Origin of the sequence: Halalkalibacter okhensis (assembly GCF_000787375.1) — a bacterium.
Classification (GTDB): Bacteria; Bacillota; Bacilli; order Bacillales; family Bacillaceae_D; genus Halalkalibacter; species Halalkalibacter okhensis.
In genome coordinates, this window is the sequence record NZ_JRJU01000015.1 from 25334 (window position 1) to 46981 (window position 21648).

Sequence of the window (21648 nt, forward strand, 5' to 3'; positions counted from 1 at the left end):
TTTACCACCCTTTTTTAGTAAATGAAATTAAGCTGTTGTTGTTTCTTCAACTTCAGTTGCTTCTTCTTCACCAGAAGTAGCTTCGATTACTGCATCTGCCATTTTACCTGTTAAAAGTTTAACAGCACGGATTGCATCATCGTTTCCTGGAATTACATAATCAATTTCATCAGGGTCACAGTTTGTATCTACAATTGCAACAATTGGAATGTTCAACTTGTGAGCTTCCGCAATTGCAATGCGCTCTTTACGAGGATCAATAACAAAAAGTGCATCAGGAATTCCTTGCATATCCTTGATACCGCCTAAGAACTTCTCTAAACGATCCATTTCCTTTTTAAGAAGAATAACTTCTTTCTTAGGAAGAACATCGAATGTACCGTCTTCTTGCATCTTTTCAAGATTCTTAAGACGAGTAATACGCTTTTGGATTGTTTCAAAGTTCGTTAATGTACCACCTAACCAACGTTGGTTAATGAAGTACATACCACAACGCTCAGCTTCTTCTTTAACTGAATCTTGAGCTTGCTTTTTCGTACCAACGAAAAGGATTTTTCCTCCGTCAGCTGCTAAGTCACGTACAAAGTTATACGCTTCCTCAACCTTTTTGACTGTCTTTTGTAAGTCAATAATGTAAATACCGTTACGTTCTGTGAAGATGTAGCGATCCATCTTAGGGTTCCAACGACGAGTTTGGTGACCGAAGTGTACCCCAGCTTCTAGTAATTGCTTCATGGAGATTACTGCCACATCAAACACCTCCTTTAAAATTGGTTTTTTTTATCCTCCGCTCTCATCATCTCTATGCGACACTGATAAATCAGCACCATCACATAAATTAGAGCGCGTGTGTGATTAACACCGTTGATTAATATATCATATGAGAAGCCTTGTTGCAAGCAGAATTAGACATTAACGATAAAATTTCAACATTAATTCTACTTCTCCTTTTCCTAAATTTAATTTTTTGGCTATTTGCTCTGGACTTAACCCTTGTTTCGATAGGATAATAACTTTTGTTGTATCAGATTGTTGGTACATATCCTCATCCTCTTCTTCTAGATTTGGAATTGGAGGATGGTAGGCTTTATATTTATCCGTTTCCTCTTCAAATTGTTCGATTGTTTCGTGTTTTTGTTTAGTTACACTTGAAGGAGAGACTAATTTAGCTTCATTTGCCGTTGAATCTTTATATTCGTTTATTCGCTTTAGTAATTGCTCATTTTCTTCTTTCATTTCTATAGTATAGGAAACAAGTAAATCCTCAATTTCACTTTTTAAATGATCGTAGTCTTCTTTCGAATGATGTGACTGTTGTCTCATAAGAGTTAGAATCCATAAAAAAGTAAATGCATGAAGGAGCAAACTAATGGTAATGAGTAGTGTCGTCATAACTTCATCCTTTCTCAACCAGAAAAATCAATATAATTCCCTTTAAAAGGATGTTTTTTTTGTTCCTCACAACTCTCATCCTCTTGATGCTGACGCTTTCTATGCTGTTGATGTTTGTTGTTTCCTTCTTTTTTGAGTCTCGTTTTTTCATTAGCGCCTGATTCATTTACTTGCTTTCTTTTCCGTAGGTCTTCTTCTTTTTGTTGCTGAGTCAATACATTATGACTTACCTGTCCGCGCTGCTGTAACTGTTCTTGAATCTTTCCAGATTTCTGAGACATAGGAAATGAGCCTTGCACCTCAATCGGACGTAAACTCATGAAATCACACTCCTTTTATGACAATTTCGTTATCAACAAGTGAGATACAGGGTTGGTGATAAGTCGATATTAAGTTACGGCGGTACTTTCCAAATTGGACGTTAACATTGGGATAGATCATTCTGTTGCTTTTTACAAATCCAAGAAGTTCTTGTTGTTCCAGTTGCCCCTGTTGAAGCTGTTCTAACTCTCTCATTTGTTTTTTGACTAACTGAAGCGAATTAAGCACCCTTAATTTCATTAGCTTTTCTTTGTTAGTTAATTCACCTGATTGCTTTTCTTTTTCTATGTAAAGTTTTAACAGCTTTCCTAATTTCATAAATTCGTCTTTTATTCGAGTGAGTTCATTTTCTTTTTCTCTTCTATCATTAATCTCTTGTTCGTGTAGTCCGATAAATAATTCTGTCTTCGTTTGCATTTCATTTCCTATTTCATTTGCGATGATATGCTTTTTTGCAGAAAGGCTCCCCCCAACGATTAACCCTTTTCCGCCAACACAAATGATTTGTTCATCCGTCGTACAATCACTATGTAAAATTGCTTGATTTACTTCAATCTGGCCGTTAGCTCTTACCGTCCCTTCATTGATAAATGTAGTCTGTACCATACCTGCTGCTTCAATAAGTGAATGATTTTGACCAACAATACCAGCACCAATAAAGACAGAGCCTCCCGCTCTTAACGTTGCTGATTCAACGGTTCCGGAAACTCGGATGTCCCCACCAGCTTCAACTGCAAATCCAGAAGGTACGTTCCCACGAATATTCACATTCCCAACAAATGAAATATTTCCAGTCTTCATCGAAAGGTCCCCATTCACTTCAAATGTAGGGTGAACATGGATCGTATTGCGATCTATACTTATTTGTCCATCTATCAGTGAATATAGGGCTTGCTCATTCTCTTCAATTCGTGTATTTTTCCCTTCATATAAAGTGAAATCTCTGCCCGGTATCGGTTCAATCGCTTCACCACATACATTAAACCCTCTTTCTCCTATTGTTGCCTTCACTTTCTTGCCAATTATATCGCCATCTGAAACAGAAGGAATTGTAAGGAAGTCCTTTAAGTTCATTTGACTTACCGACTCAATCAGACAATCTTTTTTATGTGGTAGTAATGGTTGTAAATAAGCATTACTACCAGCTATTGCTTGCTTTCCAGAAGCAATTACAACCCTTTTGGTAACATTCTCGTTCCTCGTTGTGAGGTTCTCGATTTTCGTATAATCGATTCCAGAAGTCACCCCTTTTTCAGTTAGAAATTGAACAAAGGCAGCACTTGTGAGTTCCATATGTTTTGGCATTTTTGTATGTTCAATAATGAATGCTTTCATTTTATCTCTTGATACAGTGACCTCATAAAATTGTTCCAAATCATTCATCTTGATCAAGTCCTTATCAGTTATTAATAAGATTTCCTCATCACCTGTTGAAGTTTAAACAAAGTTTTTGAATGTATTTGTGAAATCCGAGATGTTGAAAGTTCAAGAATTTGCCCTATTTCCGTCAATGTCAATTCCTCAAAATAAAATAAACTAATAACTAGTCTCTCCTTTTCAGGAAGCTCATTTATGACCTTTGCTAATTCTTTCTTCGTCTCTTCATCAGTTGAATATTGTTCAGGGGTTTTTGCATCCTTGTCCTCTATAATGGATGCATATGTTTCATTATTAGATGATTCCTGCCCTTCTTCATCAATGGACAGAACATTGGAAGTGACATATTCCGACATCACTTGTTCGACTTCTTGCGCTTGCATATTTAGTTCAGACGCTATTTCATCGCTAGTAACATATCGACCTTTTTGTTGCTCTAACTTTTCTGTTGTCAACTCAATTTTCTTAATTTTATCTCTTGTCGACCTAGGAAGCCAGTCTTCTTTTCGAAGTCCATCTATAATGGCACCTCTAACTCTAAAAGAAGCGTATGTATCAAATTTTAATTCTCTTGTTGGATCAAACTTTTCTAATGCATCATACAATCCTATTAGACCATGACTTTTCAGGTCTTCGGATCGAACATTCTTGGGCAACCCGACAGATATTCGTTTTACATGATAATCTACAAGGGGCATGTAACGACGAATCAATTCATCACAAGCAGTATGGCTTCTCTCTAAAATCCATTTATCCCAGAGTACTTGATCTTCTGTTACATGTCCCATAATGTACCTCCATTTAACGCGTTATTAAAGTTATGTATTGCTTTGGATTATATTTCCTTTATTCCTTGATTCACTGTACGTATTTGTAACCGTTTCGACTGCGGATCAAACTCAATTGTTCTTCCACTTTTCCCACCAACATCTTCGGAGAGCAAGGGAATTCTTAAATCTTTTAATGTTTCTTTAACAGCTTCCACATTACGTGGTCCAATCCTCATTAAATCAGTACTGCCTGTAGAAAAGGTGAACATCTGTGCTCCGCCTGCAATTTTTGCTTTCAGTGCATAGTTTTTCGCACCCATTTTCTGTAGTTCAATTAATAAAGCAGGAATCGCTGTATCTGCATATTTGGCAACATTTGTCTTCTCTTGCCTACTCAGTGAAGAATTGGGTAGCATGATATGCGCCATTCCTGCCACTAGTTTGAATTCGTCGTAAATAACAATTCCAACGCAGGATCCAAGCCCCGAAGTACGGATGATATTAGGAGGAGTGACAACATTTAAGTCTGCCATTCCGACTTTAATGACATCACTCATTCACATTCACTCCTAATGCTGTAAAGATTTTTTCAAAAGAATCTGGATCAGGTAATAAAAAGAAATGACCAGATATCGGATGCTCAACTTCTCCTAGCTCCGTCATATGTGTATCAACAACGATAGCATAATCTGCTACTTGTGAAAGGGGAATCAGCCCATAGCTTACTATCGCTCCTGCCATGTCTACACTAAACTCAGGAACAGAAGGCTGTAAGGATAAACGTGTAAAGTCAGCAAGAGACGAAAGATATGATCCCGCCAAAATATTGCCCACTTCTAAAAGTGCAGATACGCCCATTTCCTCAAAAGGTGGTTCATCTAATTGAAATGAATTGATACTTGTTATATGTCGGATCATTTTTTCTGTGTTCTCAATCGTAGAAATAAAGAACATACTGCCAGGAGCTTCTCCATCAATTCTTAAAAAGATAGCGGCTACTTTCGTTTCCGCTCCACCAACTTGCTCAGGAAGATCCTGAAATGAAACAACTCGAACCGCCGGTACACTCATATCGATGGTTTTATTCACCAATTGTGATAAAGCTGTGGCAGCATGTCTCGCGCCAATATTACCAATTTCTTTTAACACATCTAAATGATGCGGCTTCAATTTCTGAATAAACTCCCCCATATAGTCCTCCCCTTTAAAAACGCTTCAAAATCCGTTCACTTATTAACTGAACGTGAGCACTTTCATCCACTAGCTTTGTTTGGATAGCAGCTCTTGGCATTCCAAAAACCGTGCAAGACTCTTCTGTTTCTGTAATGGCATAACAATTAGGTGTAGACTGTTTTAACTTAATTAACCCTTCTGTTCCATCTGCACCCATTCCTGTCATAATGACAGCAATCGTTTCCACTTCCGGAAAGTAAGCTAACGATTCAAACATGACATCAACAGATGGCCGGTGTCCACGCCTTGCTTCTTCCTGATGTGTATGCACAGCATAAACAGCCCCTATTTTTTTTACCGTTAGGTGATACCCGCCAGGTGCTATATAAACTGTGCCATTCTTTAAAATTTCTCCGTCCTCTGCCTCTTTTACATCTACTTCAGAAAGTGAATCTAATCTCTTGGCCAAAGACAATGTAAATCCTGGGGGCATATGCTGTACGACTAAAACCGGTGCAGGAAGCTTAGGTGGTAAGTTAGTAATCACATCTTTTAATGCACGCGGGCCTCCTGTTGATGTCCCAATGGCGATTATTTTTTTCATTTCTGAATGCTTTTTTATCTCCATTGCTCTATTCTTATGCTCTTGCTCGATTTCTTTTTTGAATAAAGTAGGTTTTCTAATATTAGCTTTAGAAGCTTGTAACACCTTTTCAATAATCAGATGTCGAACTTTATCCATATCTAATGAAATCGCTCCAGAGGGTTTGGTTACAAAATCAACCGCACCATACTCAATCGCAAGCAGTGTATTTTCAGCACCTACTTTTGTTGTACTACTCACCATTACAACCGGACATGGATCTTTCTCCATAATATATTTTAATGTTTGTAATCCATCCATAATCGGCATTTCAACATCTAATGTAATAACATCAGGACGCAGAGTTATATGCTTTTTCAGGGCATCTTCTCCATTTCTTGCAGTCCCAACAACGTGAATCCTAGGGTGTTGATTCAACATTTCTGAAAGTACCTTCCTCATAAAAGCTGAATCATCCACAACAAGTACTTTTATGTTATCTATCAAAACTATCCCCCACTTTCTATCATGGGAATGATATTATTCATACTTCATCATTCTTTTCACTTTAAAAAGAAACTGACTAAATTTGGTTGAACTCTGTTTGTCCACACCTAAATAAGAGGAGGCTAGACGACTAACAGCCATACTCGCTTTAGCCTGTTTACTCCAGATGACAAATGGAGTTTGAGCTTTTACTGCTTTTGAAACAGTAGCATCATCAGGAATAAATCCAAGAATGCCTATCTCTTTATCTAGAAACTGTAAAGCTACATGTTTAAAATTATTTAAAGTCCGATTTCCTTCTTTTTCTGAATCAGCACGATTAACGATTAAAAACAAAGGTTTTTCCTTCTCCTGCAAATATATATATTTCAACATGGAGTAAGCATCCGTAATTGCAGGTGGTTCTGGTGTCGTCACTATAAATACTTCATGAGCAGCCAGAACAAATTCGATGCTTTCTTCTGTTGCGCCTGCTCCCATGTCTAAAAAAATATAATCAAATGCATGACCCATTTGTTCTAATTGCGAGAAAAAACGTTGTCTCTTTTTATCGTTTAATTGAACAAACTTAGAAAGACCTGACCCTCCTGCAATATACGAAATTCCAACCTTTGACTCTTCAATAATGTCCCAAATTGATAATTGATTTTCAAGCATATCAAGAAGATGATAGCGAGGGGACAGTCCCATTAATATATCCAAATTTCCCATTCCAATATCCAAATCAATAATAGCTACTTTTTTATTTAACTCTGATAAAGAGATAGCGAAATTTAAACAAACATTGGACTTTCCGACTCCACCTTTTCCGCTAACAACAGCAATTACTTTTGCTTCCTTGTTGTTATCATTCATTTCGATAAGTCTTCTTAGATTTTCTGCTTGATCATTCATCTCCACTGTCCACCTCAAGCACACAATCAAGTAAATGTTGACATGACGCTTCAACAATATCATCAGGAACATTCTGCCCAGTCGTCACATAGGCAATTCCTTTTTTTAGATCTATAGGAATATTCAACATGGCTCCGTACGTACTTGTTTCATCAAATTTGGTTAATATCACTTGTTCTAAAGGGATTAAATTAAATTGCCCAATTATCTTTTTCATATCTTCATACTTTGATGTTAATGACAAAACAAGGTACGTATCCGCATCTTGTTTAAAGTCAATCACTTTTGATAATTCGTCTACATACAGCTTGTTACGAAAATTACGCCCGGCAGAATCAACTAAAATAAGATCGTAATGGGTAAACTGCTCAATTGCTTTTTTAAAATCATCAATAGAATAAGCAACCTCTAACGGAATATTTAAAATTTTGGCATACGTTTTTAATTGCTCAACAGCAGCAATCCGATACGTATCTGTTGTAATTAAAGCTACTTTTTTTTGCTTTTTTAAGACAGAATGAGCAGCAAGTTTAGCAATCGTTGTTGTTTTTCCAACACCTGTAGGTCCAACTAAGTTTATGATTTTCTTATGAAAGGAAAGTCCACCCATCGAAACCTCTCCTAAAAGAGCATGTAAGTAACTATTAAGTTCACTTTTTATTTCCTGTTGATTTCGTTTAGATGAGGATTCGTCATACCATTGCTTCAATAAATGCTTCATAATGGATAATCGAATCGTTTCAGTTACACCTTGCACTCGTAATTGATCATCAATTTGTTGGAATGGTTCTGGATATTCTTTGTTTTCAGATCTATTATGGTGATTTAGCCCTTGAACAAGTTCCTTTAACTGATTAATTTCTTTCATTAACTGCGCTTGTGTCGGCCCTCCTTTTTGAGGAGGGACTGGTGAACCAACATTAGTTTGTCTACTCTGACTATCGTTCGTTTTTTGAACCTGTACTCTAGGTAATGTAGGATCAATAGCGGCAATAACTTCCATCTTTTTCTTTGTAAAAAAACCAAGAAATCCACCTGTATCAATCTCTTTTGAATTTAAGATAACTGCATCATCACCGAGTTCCGAACGAATAACCTTCATAGCTTCATGCATTGAATTTGCAGTATATTTCTTTACCTTCATTCTATGTTCACCACTCCTACACTTTGCACTTCAACATTTGCTTCAAGTTCATTGTAAGACAGAATAGGAACATGAGGCAAATACCTCTCAAGCAGTTGTCTGACATACATCCTCACAGCTGGAGAGCATAAAATTACCGCTTGTTGCCCCATCTGACTAAGTCGATCTGTTTCAGAGGCTGCAGCTTCCAAGATAGCCTGAGAATCGTTTGGATCCATTGAAATAAAATTACCGTGTTCCGTTTGTTGAACAGAATCTGCTACTTTTTTCTCCACTTGCCCACTTAATGTGATGACATATAAAGGCTCACCAGGTGTGGTCATTTGCTTGGAAATTTGGCGAGAAAGGGATTGTCTTACATACTCTGTCACCAAATCCATATCCTTTGTCATATGACCATAATCAGCAAGCGTCTCAAATATAATCGGTAAATTTCTAATCGAAACATTTTCTTTCAATAAGTTTGTTAACACCTTTTGAACTTCACCCGTAGATAGTGAATTAGGAGTTACTTCTTCAACAAGAGCCGGATACGTTTCTTTTAAGTGATCGATAAGTTGTTTTGTTTCTTGTCGACCTAACAATTCATGAGCATGACGTTTTATTACCTCTGTTAAATGTGTGGATACAACAGAAGGAGGATCAACAACTGTATACCCTGACAGCTCCGCCTGCTCTTTCATCTCTTCCCCAATCCAAAGCGCTGGTAGCCCAAAAGCAGGCTCAATTGTATCAATTCCTATAATACTTTCATCATCAAAGCCGGGACTCATGGCCATATAATGATCAAGTAATAAGTCTCCTTTTGCGATTTCATTGCCTTTAATCTTAATTGTATATTCATTCGGTTGAAGTTGAATATTATCGCGGATTCTAATAACTGGGACGATCATTCCTAGCTCTAGGGCCATTTGACGCCGGATCATAACAACACGATCTAATAAATCTCCACCTTGATTTGCATCAGCAAGAGGAATTAATCCATAACCGAATTCAAATTCAATTGGATCAATTTGCAATAAATTTACGACACTTTCAGGAGATTTCATCTCGTCAGGTTCGACCTCATCCTCCACTTGGTCTTCTTCCATTTGTGAGATTTTTTCATTCTTTGAAAGGAAATAGCCACCTAGTATAAGCAAAAAGGCAATCGGAAATGTGAATATGGGGCTAATTGGAGTAATCACTCCTAATAAAAAAATAGTCCCTCCTGCAATATATAGCATTTTTGGATAGGCAAAAATTTGCTTTGTAATATCATGCCCCAAATTTCCTTCTGAAGCAGCCCGAGTGACAACTATGCCTGTTGCTGTTGAGATTAACAAGGCAGGAATTTGACTGACTAGACCATCCCCAACGGTTAATAGCGTATAGGTTGCTGCTGATGTAGATAAGTCCATTCCCATTTGAGTCATACCAATAATTAGACCAAATAATAAATTAATGATCACTATAACAATTCCAGCAATGGCATCTCCTTTAACAAACTTACTCGCACCATCCATCGAACCGTAAAAATCAGCTTCCCGTTCAATTTTTTCTCGGCGCTGTTTCGCTTCACTATCCGAGATCATCCCTGCATTCAAATCAGCATCAATACTCATTTGTTTTCCCGGCATCGCATCTAAGGTAAAACGAGCACCTACTTCTGATACACGTTCAGCCCCTTTTGTAATAACAAGAAACTGAATCACAATTAGAATCAAGAACACTACAAAACCTACTAATGCATTACCTCCAACAACAAAGTTTCCAAACGTATCGATAACATTTCCTGCATTGGCTTCACCTAGGATCGAACGTGTTGTTGATACATTTAATCCTAACCGAAACAATGTTACAAGTAAGAGCAATGTAGGAAAAATTGAAAATTGCAATGGTTCTTGCGTATTCATTGCTACGAGAATGATAATAAGGGCAAGAGATATATTAATAATGATTAAAAAGTCCAACATCGCCGTAGGTAACGGAATGATGAGCATGATGACTATTAGAATAACACCAAGTAAAACTGAAAGATCTCTTGCTTTCAAGATACTTCTCCCCTAACTACTGTAACTAGTTTATTTGTTTATCTTTCAAACGATAAACATATGCGAGCACTTCTGCTACCGCCTTAAACAATTCTTCTGGGACTTGATCCCCGATCTCAGCCTGGTGATACAAAGCTCTAGCAAGTGGTCTATTTTCAACGGTTACGACCTTGTGTTCAGCCGCAACGCCTTTTATTTTCTGAGCCATAAAATCAACACCTTTTGCAACTACAAATGGTGCATCCGCTTTTTCTTCGTCATAACGCAGTGCAACGGCAAAATGCGTTGGATTTGTAATAACAACATCCGCTTTTGGTACTTCTTGCATCATCCTTTGCATTGCCATTTCCATTTGTTTCTGCTTGCGTTTTGATTTAATTCTCGGATCCCCTTCCATGTTTTTGTGTTCATCTTTTACATCCTTTTTCGACATTTTGATTTGCTTTTCATGATCATATTTTTGATAAAGATAATCAGGAATCGAAAGGATGAGAAGGAGAATTGCAACAGATATACCAAGGATTGCCGTTAATTGTGCAATAAAAGCAAAACCATCTCCCACACTTTTTTGCGAAAGAATCATTACATTTTCTAGATTCATCCATATAATGATAAATACCACTACACCAGCTAACGAAATCTTCAGTAGCGATTTCAATAGCTCTACAAGCGCCCGGATAGAGAAAATCCGTTTTGCTCCTTTTATCGGATCGAAATTTGACAGCTTCATTTTAATAGCCTCTGGGGCAAATAACACTCCCACTTGGATATAACTCGCTGCAACTCCGGCAATTAATGCGATCATCATGATTGGGAGCAATACAATGGCTGACTCCATTACTAATTCCCAAAATAATGCAGCAATATTGGCTTCTGTCATTTCCATAAGAAGGTAGGTTTGAAAGGTATGTTTCAACAGGTTAAAAAGCGTTTCACCAAGTAGGCCGCCAAACAGCCATAAAAATAAGAAAACCAATAGCAAGATTATAGCTGTATTTACATCTGTACTTTTGGCTACTTGACCCTTTTTCCTTGTATCTTGTCGTTTTTTCGGGGTTGCCTTTTCAGTTTTTTCCTCTGCAAAAAACTGAAGATTAAGTCGTAATCTATTCATCTTATGCCCCCCCGAGTAATTGTAACAGCGTTCGCATCGCAATTAATGTTTGATCAAACAATCGTTGGACGACCATAAAGAACACACCCATAAATACAGTTAACAACAATAGACCAACAATTATTTTTAGCGGCATCCCTACAACAAACACATTCATCTGCGGTACCGCTCTTGATACCATTCCAAGTCCAACATCAACTAAGAAAAGCGAACCAACAATGGGAAAAGCCATCTGAAAGGCAATGATAAACATGGCATTAAAGGTTGTTGCTATATACTGAATGATGTTTTCTTGTCCAAACGGTAGTGTCACCTGATCCATCGGAACAAATTGATAACTATAATAAATCCCATCTAATAACAAGTGGTGCCCATTAACAAGAAGTAAAAACAGCAAGGCAAATGTATATAGGTAGCTACCAGTCAACGGTGTTTGTGCTCCTGTTTGCGGATCGACAACATTAGCAATCATAAAACCCATACTATAGTCGATAAACCCACCTGCCACTTGAATCGCATACAAGAGAATGGCCGCTATTAACCCGACAAATAATCCAACTAATACTTCTTTAATTAAAATGAAATAATACATTGTATCTATTACAATGATTGGTGACTCTAATGTAAAGACCATAGTCCAAGCCAAAAATAGGGACAACCCTATTTTCATCGTATTAGGAATCGATCTATGAGAATAAATTGGTAGCACAGCTAAAAACGCAAGAACTCTCATAAATACAAGCAAGAAGGCAGGTAGTATATTGATATATTCAAGCATTAGCCAATGAACCTATGAAGGTTGTTAAAAATTTGGTATGTGAAATTAGTAACATTAGATAACATCCATGGACCAAAAATGATTAATGCTGCAAAAACTCCAACTATTTTTGGAATAAAGGCCAGTGTTTGCTCTTGTATTTGTGTCGTAGCCTGAAAGATACTGACTATTAACCCAAGTCCAAGCGCAACAAGCAATAGCGGACCAGCAACAAGAAGAACCGTCCATACCCCATTTTCTGCCATACTTATAACGAATTCAGGACTCATATATCCACCACCCTAACTAAAGCTAAGAAGTAATGATTGAACAATTAAATACCAACCATCAACTAAAACAAACAACAATATCTTAAATGGCAAAGCAATCATAACTGGTGGCAACATCATCATCCCCATAGACATCAATACACTTGCAACAATCATATCAATTACTAAGAATGGGACAAATATTAAGAAGCCTATTTGAAACGCGGTTTTCAATTCACTAATCGCAAAAGCTGGTACCAATGCAGTTAGTGGAATGTCATCGAGTGTTTCAGGTCGATCTAGACCAGCATAGCCCATAAATAATGCCAAATCTTTTTCCCTCGTATGATTAGCCATAAACTCCTTCATCGGAAGAGCAGCTAAATAAAAAGCTTCCTCTTGATCAATTTCCCCTTCGAAAAGAGGAGTTAGTGCTGTTTCATTTACTTCGGCAAATACCGGAGCCATAATAAAAAAAGTAAGAAATAGTGCGATTCCAATTAAAACTTGATTTGGGGGCATAGATTGTGTTGCTAACCCCTGACGAACAAACGATAACACAATGACGATCCTTGTAAAACTAGTCATTAATATAAGAATAGAAGGGGCTAATGACAAAACCGTAAGCACTAATAAAAGTTGAATCGTTGTGGCAACATTAGCTGGCTCATCGGTTAAAAAGTCAAAGTCTATTCCAGGAACTGTTGTGACAGCAGAAATTATTAAGGGATCTAACATTATTTGTCACGCCCCTTTATCGCATCATGTATTTGCTTTTGAGAATTTGACACATCTTTTAGCTGACTTTCCAGTAAGCTTTTAAATGCATCATGATTTGATTTTGATGTCTTGCTAACTTGACTTTGTGAATTCTTCTTCGAACTGACTTTATTGTTAACCCAATTGAATACTTTCTGTATTGGCTGATCGAATTGCTCTATTTGATCTTGTTGATTGTGTAAAATCGACTCCACTTCTTTCACATCCTCAATTTCTTTCAAAAGTTGAATCGAGTCACCAACACCAACAACTAAAACACGATCTCCAATCTTAACTAATTGAACTGATTTATTCGCACCAAGAGGGACGCCACCTATATTTTCAAGCATTTTTGAAGAGCGAAACGACCGGGACCGTTTGCTGAGAAATCTCAAAAGAACATAGATAAGGATCACAACAAGTGCCAAAGCGCTAATCATTTGCGCAAAAATTAAAAATGTATTTTGTTCTGGTAGAACTTCCTCAACTGGTTCTGCCTCAGGTTCACTAACTGGTGTATTCGGAGGAGCATTTTCTTCCTTAACTGATTCCTCTGTTGATTCATTTCCATTTAACGTTTCTGAAACTCTCCGATTCTCATCAGTCGTCGTATTAGCTCCCACTTGAAATGGTGTGCCAAAAACAGAAAAAATTAAAATTAGAGCTAATACCAATACCTTATTGCTCATATTAATTGTCGCTCCCCCATTTCCTTTAACTCATATCTAACCTAGTGTTTTGTTAATTGCCTCTATCACGCGATCCGCTTGAAAAGGCTTCACGATAAAATCTTTTGCTCCAGCTTGAATCGCATCAATTACCATTGATTGCTGCCCCATCGCTGAACACATAATAATCTTAGCACTAGGGTCAATGGCTCTGATTTCCTTTAATGCTGTGATTCCATCCATTTCAGGCATTGTGATATCCATTGTGACAAGATCTGGAGATACTTCCTTAAACTTTTCAATCGCTTCCGCCCCATCATTGGCTTCTCCAACTACGTCAAACCCATTTTTGGTTAAGATATCCTTAATCATCATTCGCATAAATGCTGCATCATCAACAATTAACACCTTTGCTGCCATGAATCATTCCCCTACCTTATTTTAAATTTCGAATTCGATCTTCTTGACTTACAATATCCGTCACTCTTACTCCGAAGTTTTCGTCTATTACGACAACTTCACCTTTAGCAATCAATTTTTGATTAACAAGAATATCGACTGGTTCACCAGCTAATTTATCAAGTTCAATAATTGAACCTTGTGTAAATTCAAGAATTTCTTTGATTGATCGCTTTGTTCTCCCTAACTCAACGGTTACCTGAAGTGGAATGTCTAACAGCATATTTAAATTATTTGATTCACTTTGTGACAGTCGTGGTGAATCAAATGTAGAAAATGCTGCTGGTTGTACATCAACATCACGTTCATGATACCCACCTAAATGCTGTTGAGCTCTTTGTTCGTAAGGGGCCTGTCCAGAATGATGGTTTTGGGCCATTGGCTCTGTTACCACTTTTTCTTGTCTAGACTCTAATGGTTGTTTGTTCTCCGGCTGGGCTTCTTCTTTTTCTAGCTGATCTACAGAAAGTGACGGTTCCTCTGCCGTTACTCCTGAGTCATTTGTTACAGGTTCACTTGGATTCATCAATTCATCTACTAAGTTTTTAGCAAATGGAACAGTAACCAATTGCATAATATTTGAATCGATTAGATCTCCTACTTTTAATCGAAAAGAAGTTTTCACAAGAATTTCTCCTTCCGGTACATTGGACGTTCCCTTATCCTTCTTAACATCCAATAAATCGATTCCAGGAGGTGAAATATCAACTTTTTTATTGAAAATGGTTGACATAGACGTGGAAGCAGAGCCCATCATCTGATTCATTGCTTCTTGAACGGCACTTACATGCATATCCGTCAGCTCTAAAGATGGTTCAGCCCCATCACCACCTAGCATTAAATCGGCAATAATGGCTGCATCTTGTGTTTGGATTACAAGCAAATTTAAGCCTTGAAACCCTTCTGTATATTCAACATGAACCGCAACATGAGGTTGGGGGAATTCCTTTTCTAGCTGTGTTCTGGAAATAATAGCAAGCGTTGGAGTTGTAATATCAACTTTTTGATTCAATAATGTTGATAAAGCCGTCGCTGCGCTCCCAAAAGAAATATTCCCAATTTCCCCTAAAGCATCCTTTTCAATTTCTGACAAATAATCGGATAACGTTAACTCATTTTTATCGTCTTCAGTTGTCTCTTCGAAATCTCCAGTCACTCCTTTTAGGAGCTCATTAATCTCATCTTGGGAAAGCATATCATCATTCATTTTCTTCTGCCTCCTCAATTAATTCTGTCACTTGGACAGCAATTTGGTTCTTTGTTTTCCCTGGTTGTGCTAAATATTTTCTTTCTCCACCTACAGTTACAGATAGCGGCTGATTAATTAATTGATCTAACTCAATGACATCTCCAACTCCAAGATGCAAAAACTCATGTACCGAGATTTCTGAACGTCCAAGCTCAGCTTGTATGAGCAATGGAGCCTTTTGAATATTTTTCTCAATATTCTCAATTTCTCCAGGCTGCCTTTGCTTTTTCTTCTCTTGCATCCAGTAATGAACAGAAAGCTTTGGTAAGACTTCCTCTAATACAACATGCGGCAAGCAAATATTAATCATACCTGAAGTTTCTGCAATCGTTGTTGAAAGCGAAATAACAACAACTGTTTCATTTGGAGAAACCATCTGTAAAAACTGCGGGTTAACTTCAATCTCTTCCATTACAGGATCAAGTTCAATAACTGAACTCCATGCTTCTTGGAAACTATCAATTGTCCGTTGAAAAAGCTGGGACATAATTCTCGTCTCAATTTCCGTTAAGTTATCTACCTTATTTACACTAACTCCTTTTCCACCTAACAATCGATCCAACATCGCATAAGCAATATTTGGATTGATCTCCATCAAAAGTCTACCTTCTAATGGATAAGGCTCAAACACATTTAAAATGGTCATTTTTGGAATAGAGCGTATAAATTCTTCATAAGGAAGTTGATCGACTGATGCAACCGAAATCTGGACATAGGTGCGTAGTTGTGCAGAAAAATAAGTCGTTAACAATCGAGCAAAGTTCTCATGTATTCGAGATAAACTTCGAATTTGGTCCTTTGAAAACCGCAATGCTCGCTTAAAATCATATACTTTGACTTTTGATTCACTTTCTTCCTTTTTTAACTCGTCAGCATTCATCTCTCCAGTAGAAAGTGCTGATAACAGGGCATCTATTTCACCCTGTGATAAAACGTCAGCCAAGACCCTCACCTCTTTATCTAATACCTCTACTGGATTACCCAAGTTGTTGTATAAACTTGAATAACCTCTCCTTCTTGCATTAACTCATTTATTTGTACTTTAATGTCATTTTCAAACGCTTCAATGCCTTTTGGTCCAGCTAAATCAGACGCTTTTTTTCCTGAAAGAGCCCGCAAAATAATATTGTTCACTTGAAAATCACGTTTTTGTACCTCAGTTAATGCCGATTTGCTATCAACATGTATTCGAAAAGATGCACGAACATAATCATTGGATAGGAGGTTTGTTGTTATTTCTTTCGTTTCAAATGACTGAGCGATGATTTCATCTATTGTTGGTTCAGCGTCTGGGTCTGGTTCATATAAATACTGATTAATAAGCACAAATGCCACCACGCCAACAAGTGTAAGTGCCACTAAAATGATAAGCATGATGTTTACAAGCCTATTTTTAAACAATTAAGACCCCTCCGCATCTTTATATATTCCTATAAGGCCAATTTGAGTAAATCTTGCATTAATGATTGTTTGGATCTCTTCTATGCTATTTTGCACAACGATTTTCTTCCCACTTAGTAAAGTGATAGTAGTATCTGGAAAAGCTTCAATTTGCTCAATTAACAAGGCATTGAGTAAAAATGGTTGACCATTTAAACGGATAAGTTCAATCATAGATAAATGAATGGGCTAGACTTGGCCTAGCCCAATCCTCCTAAAATATAGTTATAGTTAATATTATCGTTTTAGATTAACAAGTTCTTGCAAGATCTCATCAGAAGTAGTAATAATACGAGTATTTGCTTGGAACGCACGTTGGGCTACGATCATTTCAGTAAATTCTGCTGAGAGATCGACATTAGACATTTCTAGAGTTCCAGCAACTAGTGTCCCTGTTCCATCCATTCCCGGTGTTGTAACTACTGGTTCACCAGAGTTAGCTGACACTTGATAAAGATTACTCCCTTCCTTTTGTAACCCTTCTGGATTGGCAAAAAAAGCAAGTGAAATGGTAGCTACTGTATCTAATACACCCTCATCATCAATGACGTTAACATTACCAGTTTGGCTAATACTAAAGCTTTGTGAATTAGGAGGGATGTTAATAATGTCACCAGCGTCATCCAATAAATACAATCCATCAGAGTTAACAATATTCCCCTCGGAATCTAAGTAAAAGTTACCCGCTCTACTATAAAAAGTGTTATCTCCTTCACCTAATCGAAAATATCCATCGCCAGAAATCCCTAAATCTAATTCACGGTTTGTATTTTGAAGACTTCCTTGCGTATGAATCGTATCAATAGTAGCTAGCTGTGAACCTAGTCCAACTTGTCTTGGGTTAGTACCACCAAGACCTCCTCCGGGACCTGAAGCACCAGCAATTTGTTGACTAACCATATCTTTAAATGTTGTACGACCTTTTTTAAAGCCAAACGTATTCACATTGGCGATATTATTTCCGATCGTATCTAATTTTGTTTGCATATTATTCATTCCTGAAATCCCTGAGTACATTGAACGTAACATATTAATTTCCTCCTCTTATTGACTGCTTCTATCAGTCCACAGTCTTAAGACCTCCCTGCTCGGGTCCAGTCTTATTTTCATTTTTAGTCAATGATAATGGTTCCATTGATATTGGTAAATATTTGAGATTGTGCTTCTTCACGATCCATCACTGTAATCACGGTATCATTCTTGGCGCTAACAACTAATGCAGCATGATCCGTAACGACTAATGAATCGGTTATCCCTTTTTGTTTTGCTTCCTTCACTTTTTCTTGGATGGTCAACCATTTTTCTTCTGAAAATTCGATTCCTCTTACATCCATACGCTGCTTTGCGTGTTTGCTTACTTTCAATTCAGTTTCAGTTAACAGCTCGTTTTGTAACAATTTATGAAATTGAGTCGTTTGTGGTTGGTTGACCGTCTTACGAGTTAGCTTTGGAAGTGTATGCAACGATTGTGTATAAATCCTTGGATCCATACGTCACACTCCTATTAGCTAATTATTTAAAATGATCGGAGCTCATTTCTGCTCGTCCGCTTTACTTACTTGAACAAGTTGCTCATTGCTAATCCATCGACCGTCGTCCAGTTGGATACGAAGTTGCCCGTCGCTCTCTAGTTTGACAGATGTTACGATGTTTTCCACATAATCCGTCTTTGACCGGTACTCATCAATATCTACTTCACGTTTCCATTGGACTTTTTTACCTATTAATTCACTATGTTGGACTAAATTTTGAGTGGTTTGCATCGTTACAAACTTCTGCATAGCTTGATTCATATTTGTCATTTGTTCAAGCGAAGAAAATTGGGCCATTTGTGCAATAAACTCTCTGTCATCCATCGGATTTGCAGGATCTTGATTTTGAAGTTGTGTAATTAAAATCTTCAAAAAATCATCTTTTCCTAATATCCCTTGTCCCGTTTGCTGTGTTTGCTTTGGTTGGTTGTTTAACATTAACCCTTCATGGATACTTGTCATGAGATCACCTATATCTGTTCGTTAATAGTAACTTCATTTAAGATGTTTTGAAATGAGACAGAATCCCCTTCTTCACGCTCATCTTCGCGCTCGTTTGTAGCATGATCATCCTTTGCCGATTCACCATCTTGTTGTTGTTCGAACGTTTCATCACTTACTTCAATCCGATCAACGTGGAGCTGTTGTTGAACAAATGCCTGTCGTAATTGAGGAAGCTGACTTTCAACCAATTCTCTTGTTGCAGAAGAACTACTCATAATACGAGCTGTAATTAATCCTTCTTGCTGAGTAATTTGAATAGTAAGACGTCCTAAATGTTCAGGGTATAATTTGATCGATAACGTTTGAGCTCCTTGAGGTGACTGGATAAACGTCCCACGCTTTAAGATTGAATGCAGCTGCCTTAAAAATTGTTGTTGCTGCATTTCTTTTGGAAGTCGATCTCCAATGTACATTTGTACCATTTCAGGCTTTGCTAAACGTTCTGGCACCACCTGATTGTTTTGCGATTCTGCTCCTATTGTTGAACCTTCTTTCACCTCAACAACTTCGCTTGGTTGAACTGTATTTATCTGAGAATGATTGATCCTATTTTCGTTTACGATAGTAAAGTTTTTGGAAGGCACATTTAGATTCTTTCCCTCTAAGTCATGCTGTTCCTTTTGCAAAAAGGTTAGTATCGTTGTGAAAATCGTTAGTTTATTTTGCGAATCAGTCGTGTTCTCTGAAACTAAACTCATCAGTTGATCGATGCCTTCATTAGAAATCAGCTGAGTTGGGAAGTTACGTCTAATAGAATCTTGCACTGCCTCTCTGCCATCACTATAAAGAGTCGCAAGGAAAGCTAGTTGTTTTTCTCCACGCCAGCTCGCAACTATTGAAAGAGCACTTTCAACAGGTTTTGACCATAAAGTAAGAAACTCATCTTTCCATTCCATTGGTATTTGAGCAAGTCTCTCTGAACCAATTTCTACTTCTTGTTCTTTCTCACGATGATCATGATGGTCCATTAATCCAGGTAGTACTTCTTCAATGAGTGAGAAGACTAACTGATGTTCCTTTGTGCCAGTATTGTCCATATTCTCCCGATTCTGCGGATTGGAATGATGGAAATTGATTTTCTGATTATCCATGTTATGGTTATCCACTAATGAATGGTCTGTACTCTGTTCAAGAACCTCGTTTGTTAGTGCAAGAAAGACTATTTGTTTCGGTTCAGACCAATTCGAAAGCAAACGAGAAATATTTTCATCAGGTACCGACAAAACTGTAATAAAATCCTCTCGCCATTCTTTTGGCAGTTTCATTACTTTTTCTTGAAAGTTCTCTTCTACATCTACCTTATCAGATAGATTTGTAGCACTTAATTCAGAAATAGCTATTGCAATCTGCTTTAAAATAACTGGCTCTTTTTCAGCTTGAGACATTTGACTACCGAATGACTTAAACATATTTTCTTTTACACTTAAGCGTGAAAGATAACCTGTTTCATTAAAAAGGATCTCAGTATTCCTATTTTTAAGTGAAGGGCTATTTATTTGTTCCATCTCTTTTCTACCAAATACGTTAATGATTGCTTGCTCAACATCCTGCTCTGTCCATTCCATTGGTAAAAGGGTTGTTTGAATGGATTGATTACCTAAATCATCTCGCATTATTTCTTTTTCTTCACTTATCTTTGACACGGATGCTAATAGCTCTAATTCTCTTAGTACATTTTCAATAACTTCTGAAGGAACCTTTTGCCTAATTGATTCTTTAATCTGTGTATCTCCTAAAGCATATGATACCGCTAAAAATGCAAGTTGTTTCCCTTCAGACCAATCGGTTATAGAAGGCAGTTCATCTTCAGTTGATTGCATCCACGCTGTCGTGAAGTCTTCTTTCCAAACGTTTGGTAAATAATCTATGTTTGAGTCTATAATCGAATCTGTTTGGATAGCTACTTCAAGCGATTCTAATAGAAAGTTCAAAGGTATCGGTTCCTTTTTTCCCTTTGAAGACTGCTCATTGGATTCATTTAATCTGCCTAACATTTGAGAGAACGTCCGCTTTCCTTCTCCATCTTTTAATGCATTTTTGGGTAGAGAATGACTGGTAAGAGCCGTCGAATTCATTAATAATGCACTCGCTACCATCGTGTTCATATTATTTCACCTCCTTTCAAAAGTAGCTACATTATTCATTTGCAAATCTGCTCATTAGATCTGCCGCAACTTCACTTTCCATTTTTGAAAGGATTGCAGCTCTCGCATCTAGTGATACTTGCGATAAATGCAAAAGAGCTTCCTCCATTGGTAGTTCCGCAATGATTGATGCGGCATTTTTTGATGACATCGATTCATATATCTTCGCGATATCTTTTAAATCTTGCTTTACTTCAACCTGCAATTCAGCTTCTAAATCACTTTGTTCCTCTAGTTGTCTTATTTCACTTTCTAACAGTTCAATCGCTTCTTCACGTTGGGTTATTGTTTCCTGCAAACGGACAATTTCAACATCCTGCTCTTCGATCCGTTGTTCTAACAAACTAACATCCACCTGTTCTAGTTCCTCTTCCCCATCGACTAGCGTTGAAAGGATCGGAACATTAGTTGCCACTTGCTTCGCTTCACCTACAACGTCAACCCCTACAAATGAGAGAATGACAAGAAATAAAATGATGGCAAACAGAACCGGTATACAAATGACAAGAAAAAACCACTGAAATTTGCTATACGATCTTTCGTTTCCACTCATAGTTTC

General features: G+C 37.4%; 26 protein-coding genes. All 26 read right to left on the bottom strand.

The annotated features are described in order from the left end of the window. Positions 1-27: 27 nt before the first annotated feature. The 26 genes from rpsB to LQ50_RS12260 all read right to left on the bottom strand — a co-directional run bounded on the left by rpsB (position 28) and on the right by LQ50_RS12260 (position 21642). Complete coding sequence (gene rpsB, locus LQ50_RS12135; RefSeq protein ID WP_034629596.1) at positions 28-750, bottom strand: 30S ribosomal protein S2; 723 nt, start codon at positions 748-750, stop codon at positions 28-30. A 162-nt stretch (positions 751-912) separates the two neighbouring features. Then, positions 913-1392 carry a DUF6115 domain-containing protein gene (locus LQ50_RS12140; RefSeq protein WP_034629598.1) on the bottom strand — a complete coding sequence of 160 codons (480 nt, stop codon included), beginning with the start codon at positions 1390-1392 and terminating at the stop codon, positions 913-915. 14 nt (positions 1393-1406) lie between these two features. Then, a complete protein-coding gene (locus LQ50_RS12145) occupies positions 1407-1712 on the bottom strand; it encodes a hypothetical protein (RefSeq protein WP_034629601.1) in 306 nt (101 codons plus the stop codon). A gap of 4 nt (positions 1713-1716) precedes the next feature. Continuing rightward, positions 1717-3096, bottom strand: a complete 1380-nt coding sequence (locus LQ50_RS12150) for a flagellar assembly protein A (protein ID WP_034629602.1) — start codon at positions 3094-3096, stop codon at positions 1717-1719. 23 nt (positions 3097-3119) lie between these two features. Continuing rightward, positions 3120-3878: a FliA/WhiG family RNA polymerase sigma factor gene (locus LQ50_RS12155; protein WP_034629604.1), complete on the bottom strand. Its 759-nt coding sequence runs from the start codon at positions 3876-3878 to the stop codon at positions 3120-3122. Between the two features lie 47 nt (positions 3879-3925). After that, a complete protein-coding gene (locus LQ50_RS12160) occupies positions 3926-4417 on the bottom strand; it encodes a chemotaxis protein CheD (RefSeq protein WP_034629605.1) in 492 nt (163 codons plus the stop codon). Beyond that, a complete protein-coding gene (locus LQ50_RS12165) occupies positions 4410-5051 on the bottom strand; it encodes a chemotaxis protein CheC (RefSeq protein WP_034629606.1) in 642 nt (213 codons plus the stop codon). The genes LQ50_RS12160 and LQ50_RS12165 overlap by 8 nt, the downstream gene beginning before the upstream one ends. Positions 5052-5064: 13 nt before the next feature. Continuing rightward, positions 5065-6120: a protein-glutamate methylesterase/protein-glutamine glutaminase gene (locus LQ50_RS12170; protein WP_034629764.1), complete on the bottom strand. Its 1056-nt coding sequence runs from the start codon at positions 6118-6120 to the stop codon at positions 5065-5067. Between the two features lie 36 nt (positions 6121-6156). After that, the gene (locus tag LQ50_RS12175) at positions 6157-7017 is read right to left on the bottom strand and encodes a MinD/ParA family protein (protein ID WP_034629608.1); all 861 of its coding nucleotides are present in this window, start codon (positions 7015-7017) and stop codon (positions 6157-6159) included. After that, a complete protein-coding gene (gene flhF, locus LQ50_RS12180; protein ID WP_034629609.1) occupies positions 7010-8161 on the bottom strand; it encodes a flagellar biosynthesis GTPase FlhF in 1152 nt (383 codons plus the stop codon). The genes LQ50_RS12175 and flhF overlap by 8 nt, the downstream gene beginning before the upstream one ends. Then, positions 8158-10194 carry a flagellar biosynthesis protein FlhA gene (gene flhA / locus LQ50_RS12185; protein ID WP_034629610.1) on the bottom strand — a complete coding sequence of 679 codons (2037 nt, stop codon included), beginning with the start codon at positions 10192-10194 and terminating at the stop codon, positions 8158-8160. Before flhA ends, flhF begins: the two co-directional genes overlap by 4 nt. Positions 10195-10219: 25 nt before the next feature. Continuing rightward, positions 10220-11308: a flagellar biosynthesis protein FlhB gene (gene flhB, locus LQ50_RS12190; RefSeq protein ID WP_034629612.1), complete on the bottom strand. Its 1089-nt coding sequence runs from the start codon at positions 11306-11308 to the stop codon at positions 10220-10222. Position 11309: 1 nt separating this feature from the next. After that, a complete protein-coding gene (gene fliR, locus LQ50_RS12195) occupies positions 11310-12086 on the bottom strand; it encodes a flagellar biosynthetic protein FliR (RefSeq protein ID WP_034629615.1) in 777 nt (258 codons plus the stop codon). Then, positions 12086-12355 carry a flagellar biosynthesis protein FliQ gene (gene fliQ, locus LQ50_RS12200; protein WP_034629617.1) on the bottom strand — a complete coding sequence of 90 codons (270 nt, stop codon included), beginning with the start codon at positions 12353-12355 and terminating at the stop codon, positions 12086-12088. The genes fliR and fliQ overlap by 1 nt, the downstream gene beginning before the upstream one ends. Positions 12356-12367: 12 nt before the next feature. Beyond that, positions 12368-13072: a flagellar type III secretion system pore protein FliP gene (fliP, locus tag LQ50_RS12205; RefSeq protein ID WP_034629620.1), complete on the bottom strand. Its 705-nt coding sequence runs from the start codon at positions 13070-13072 to the stop codon at positions 12368-12370. Continuing rightward, positions 13072-13782: a flagellar biosynthetic protein FliO gene (gene fliO / locus LQ50_RS12210; protein ID WP_034629623.1), complete on the bottom strand. Its 711-nt coding sequence runs from the start codon at positions 13780-13782 to the stop codon at positions 13072-13074. Before fliO ends, fliP begins: the two co-directional genes overlap by 1 nt. A 36-nt stretch (positions 13783-13818) precedes the next feature. Further along, complete coding sequence (locus tag LQ50_RS12215) at positions 13819-14181, bottom strand: response regulator (RefSeq protein WP_034629625.1); 363 nt, start codon at positions 14179-14181, stop codon at positions 13819-13821. A gap of 16 nt (positions 14182-14197) precedes the next feature. Next, positions 14198-15427, bottom strand: a complete 1230-nt coding sequence (gene fliY, locus LQ50_RS12220) for a flagellar motor switch phosphatase FliY (RefSeq protein ID WP_034629627.1) — start codon at positions 15425-15427, stop codon at positions 14198-14200. After that, positions 15420-16412, bottom strand: coding sequence for a flagellar motor switch protein FliM (gene fliM, locus LQ50_RS12225; RefSeq protein WP_034629767.1), 993 nt, complete (start codon positions 16410-16412; stop codon positions 15420-15422). The genes fliY and fliM overlap by 8 nt, the downstream gene beginning before the upstream one ends. 26 nt (positions 16413-16438) lie before the next feature. Continuing rightward, positions 16439-16870 (bottom strand): flagellar basal body-associated protein FliL, encoded by a 432-nt coding sequence (fliL, locus tag LQ50_RS12230; RefSeq protein WP_052144725.1) that lies wholly within the window; start codon positions 16868-16870, stop codon positions 16439-16441. Beyond that, positions 16871-17083, bottom strand: a complete 213-nt coding sequence (locus tag LQ50_RS12235) for a flagellar FlbD family protein (protein ID WP_034629630.1) — start codon at positions 17081-17083, stop codon at positions 16871-16873. A 63-nt stretch (positions 17084-17146) separates the two neighbouring features. Continuing rightward, positions 17147-17938 carry a flagellar basal body rod protein FlgG gene (gene flgG, locus LQ50_RS12240; RefSeq protein WP_034629631.1) on the bottom strand — a complete coding sequence of 264 codons (792 nt, stop codon included), beginning with the start codon at positions 17936-17938 and terminating at the stop codon, positions 17147-17149. Positions 17939-18021: 83 nt separating this feature from the next. Next, positions 18022-18399, bottom strand: coding sequence for a TIGR02530 family flagellar biosynthesis protein (locus tag LQ50_RS12245; RefSeq protein ID WP_034629634.1), 378 nt, complete (start codon positions 18397-18399; stop codon positions 18022-18024). A gap of 42 nt (positions 18400-18441) precedes the next feature. Next, on the bottom strand, positions 18442-18903 hold the full coding sequence (gene flgD / locus LQ50_RS12250) for a flagellar hook assembly protein FlgD (RefSeq protein WP_034629637.1): 462 nt from the start codon (positions 18901-18903) through the stop codon (positions 18442-18444). Between the two features lie 8 nt (positions 18904-18911). After that, positions 18912-21050 (bottom strand): flagellar hook-length control protein FliK, encoded by a 2139-nt coding sequence (locus tag LQ50_RS12255; protein WP_034629639.1) that lies wholly within the window; start codon positions 21048-21050, stop codon positions 18912-18914. Positions 21051-21081: 31 nt separating this feature from the next. Continuing rightward, positions 21082-21642 carry a MotE family protein gene (locus LQ50_RS12260; protein ID WP_034629641.1) on the bottom strand — a complete coding sequence of 187 codons (561 nt, stop codon included), beginning with the start codon at positions 21640-21642 and terminating at the stop codon, positions 21082-21084. Positions 21643-21648: the final 6 nt, after the last annotated feature.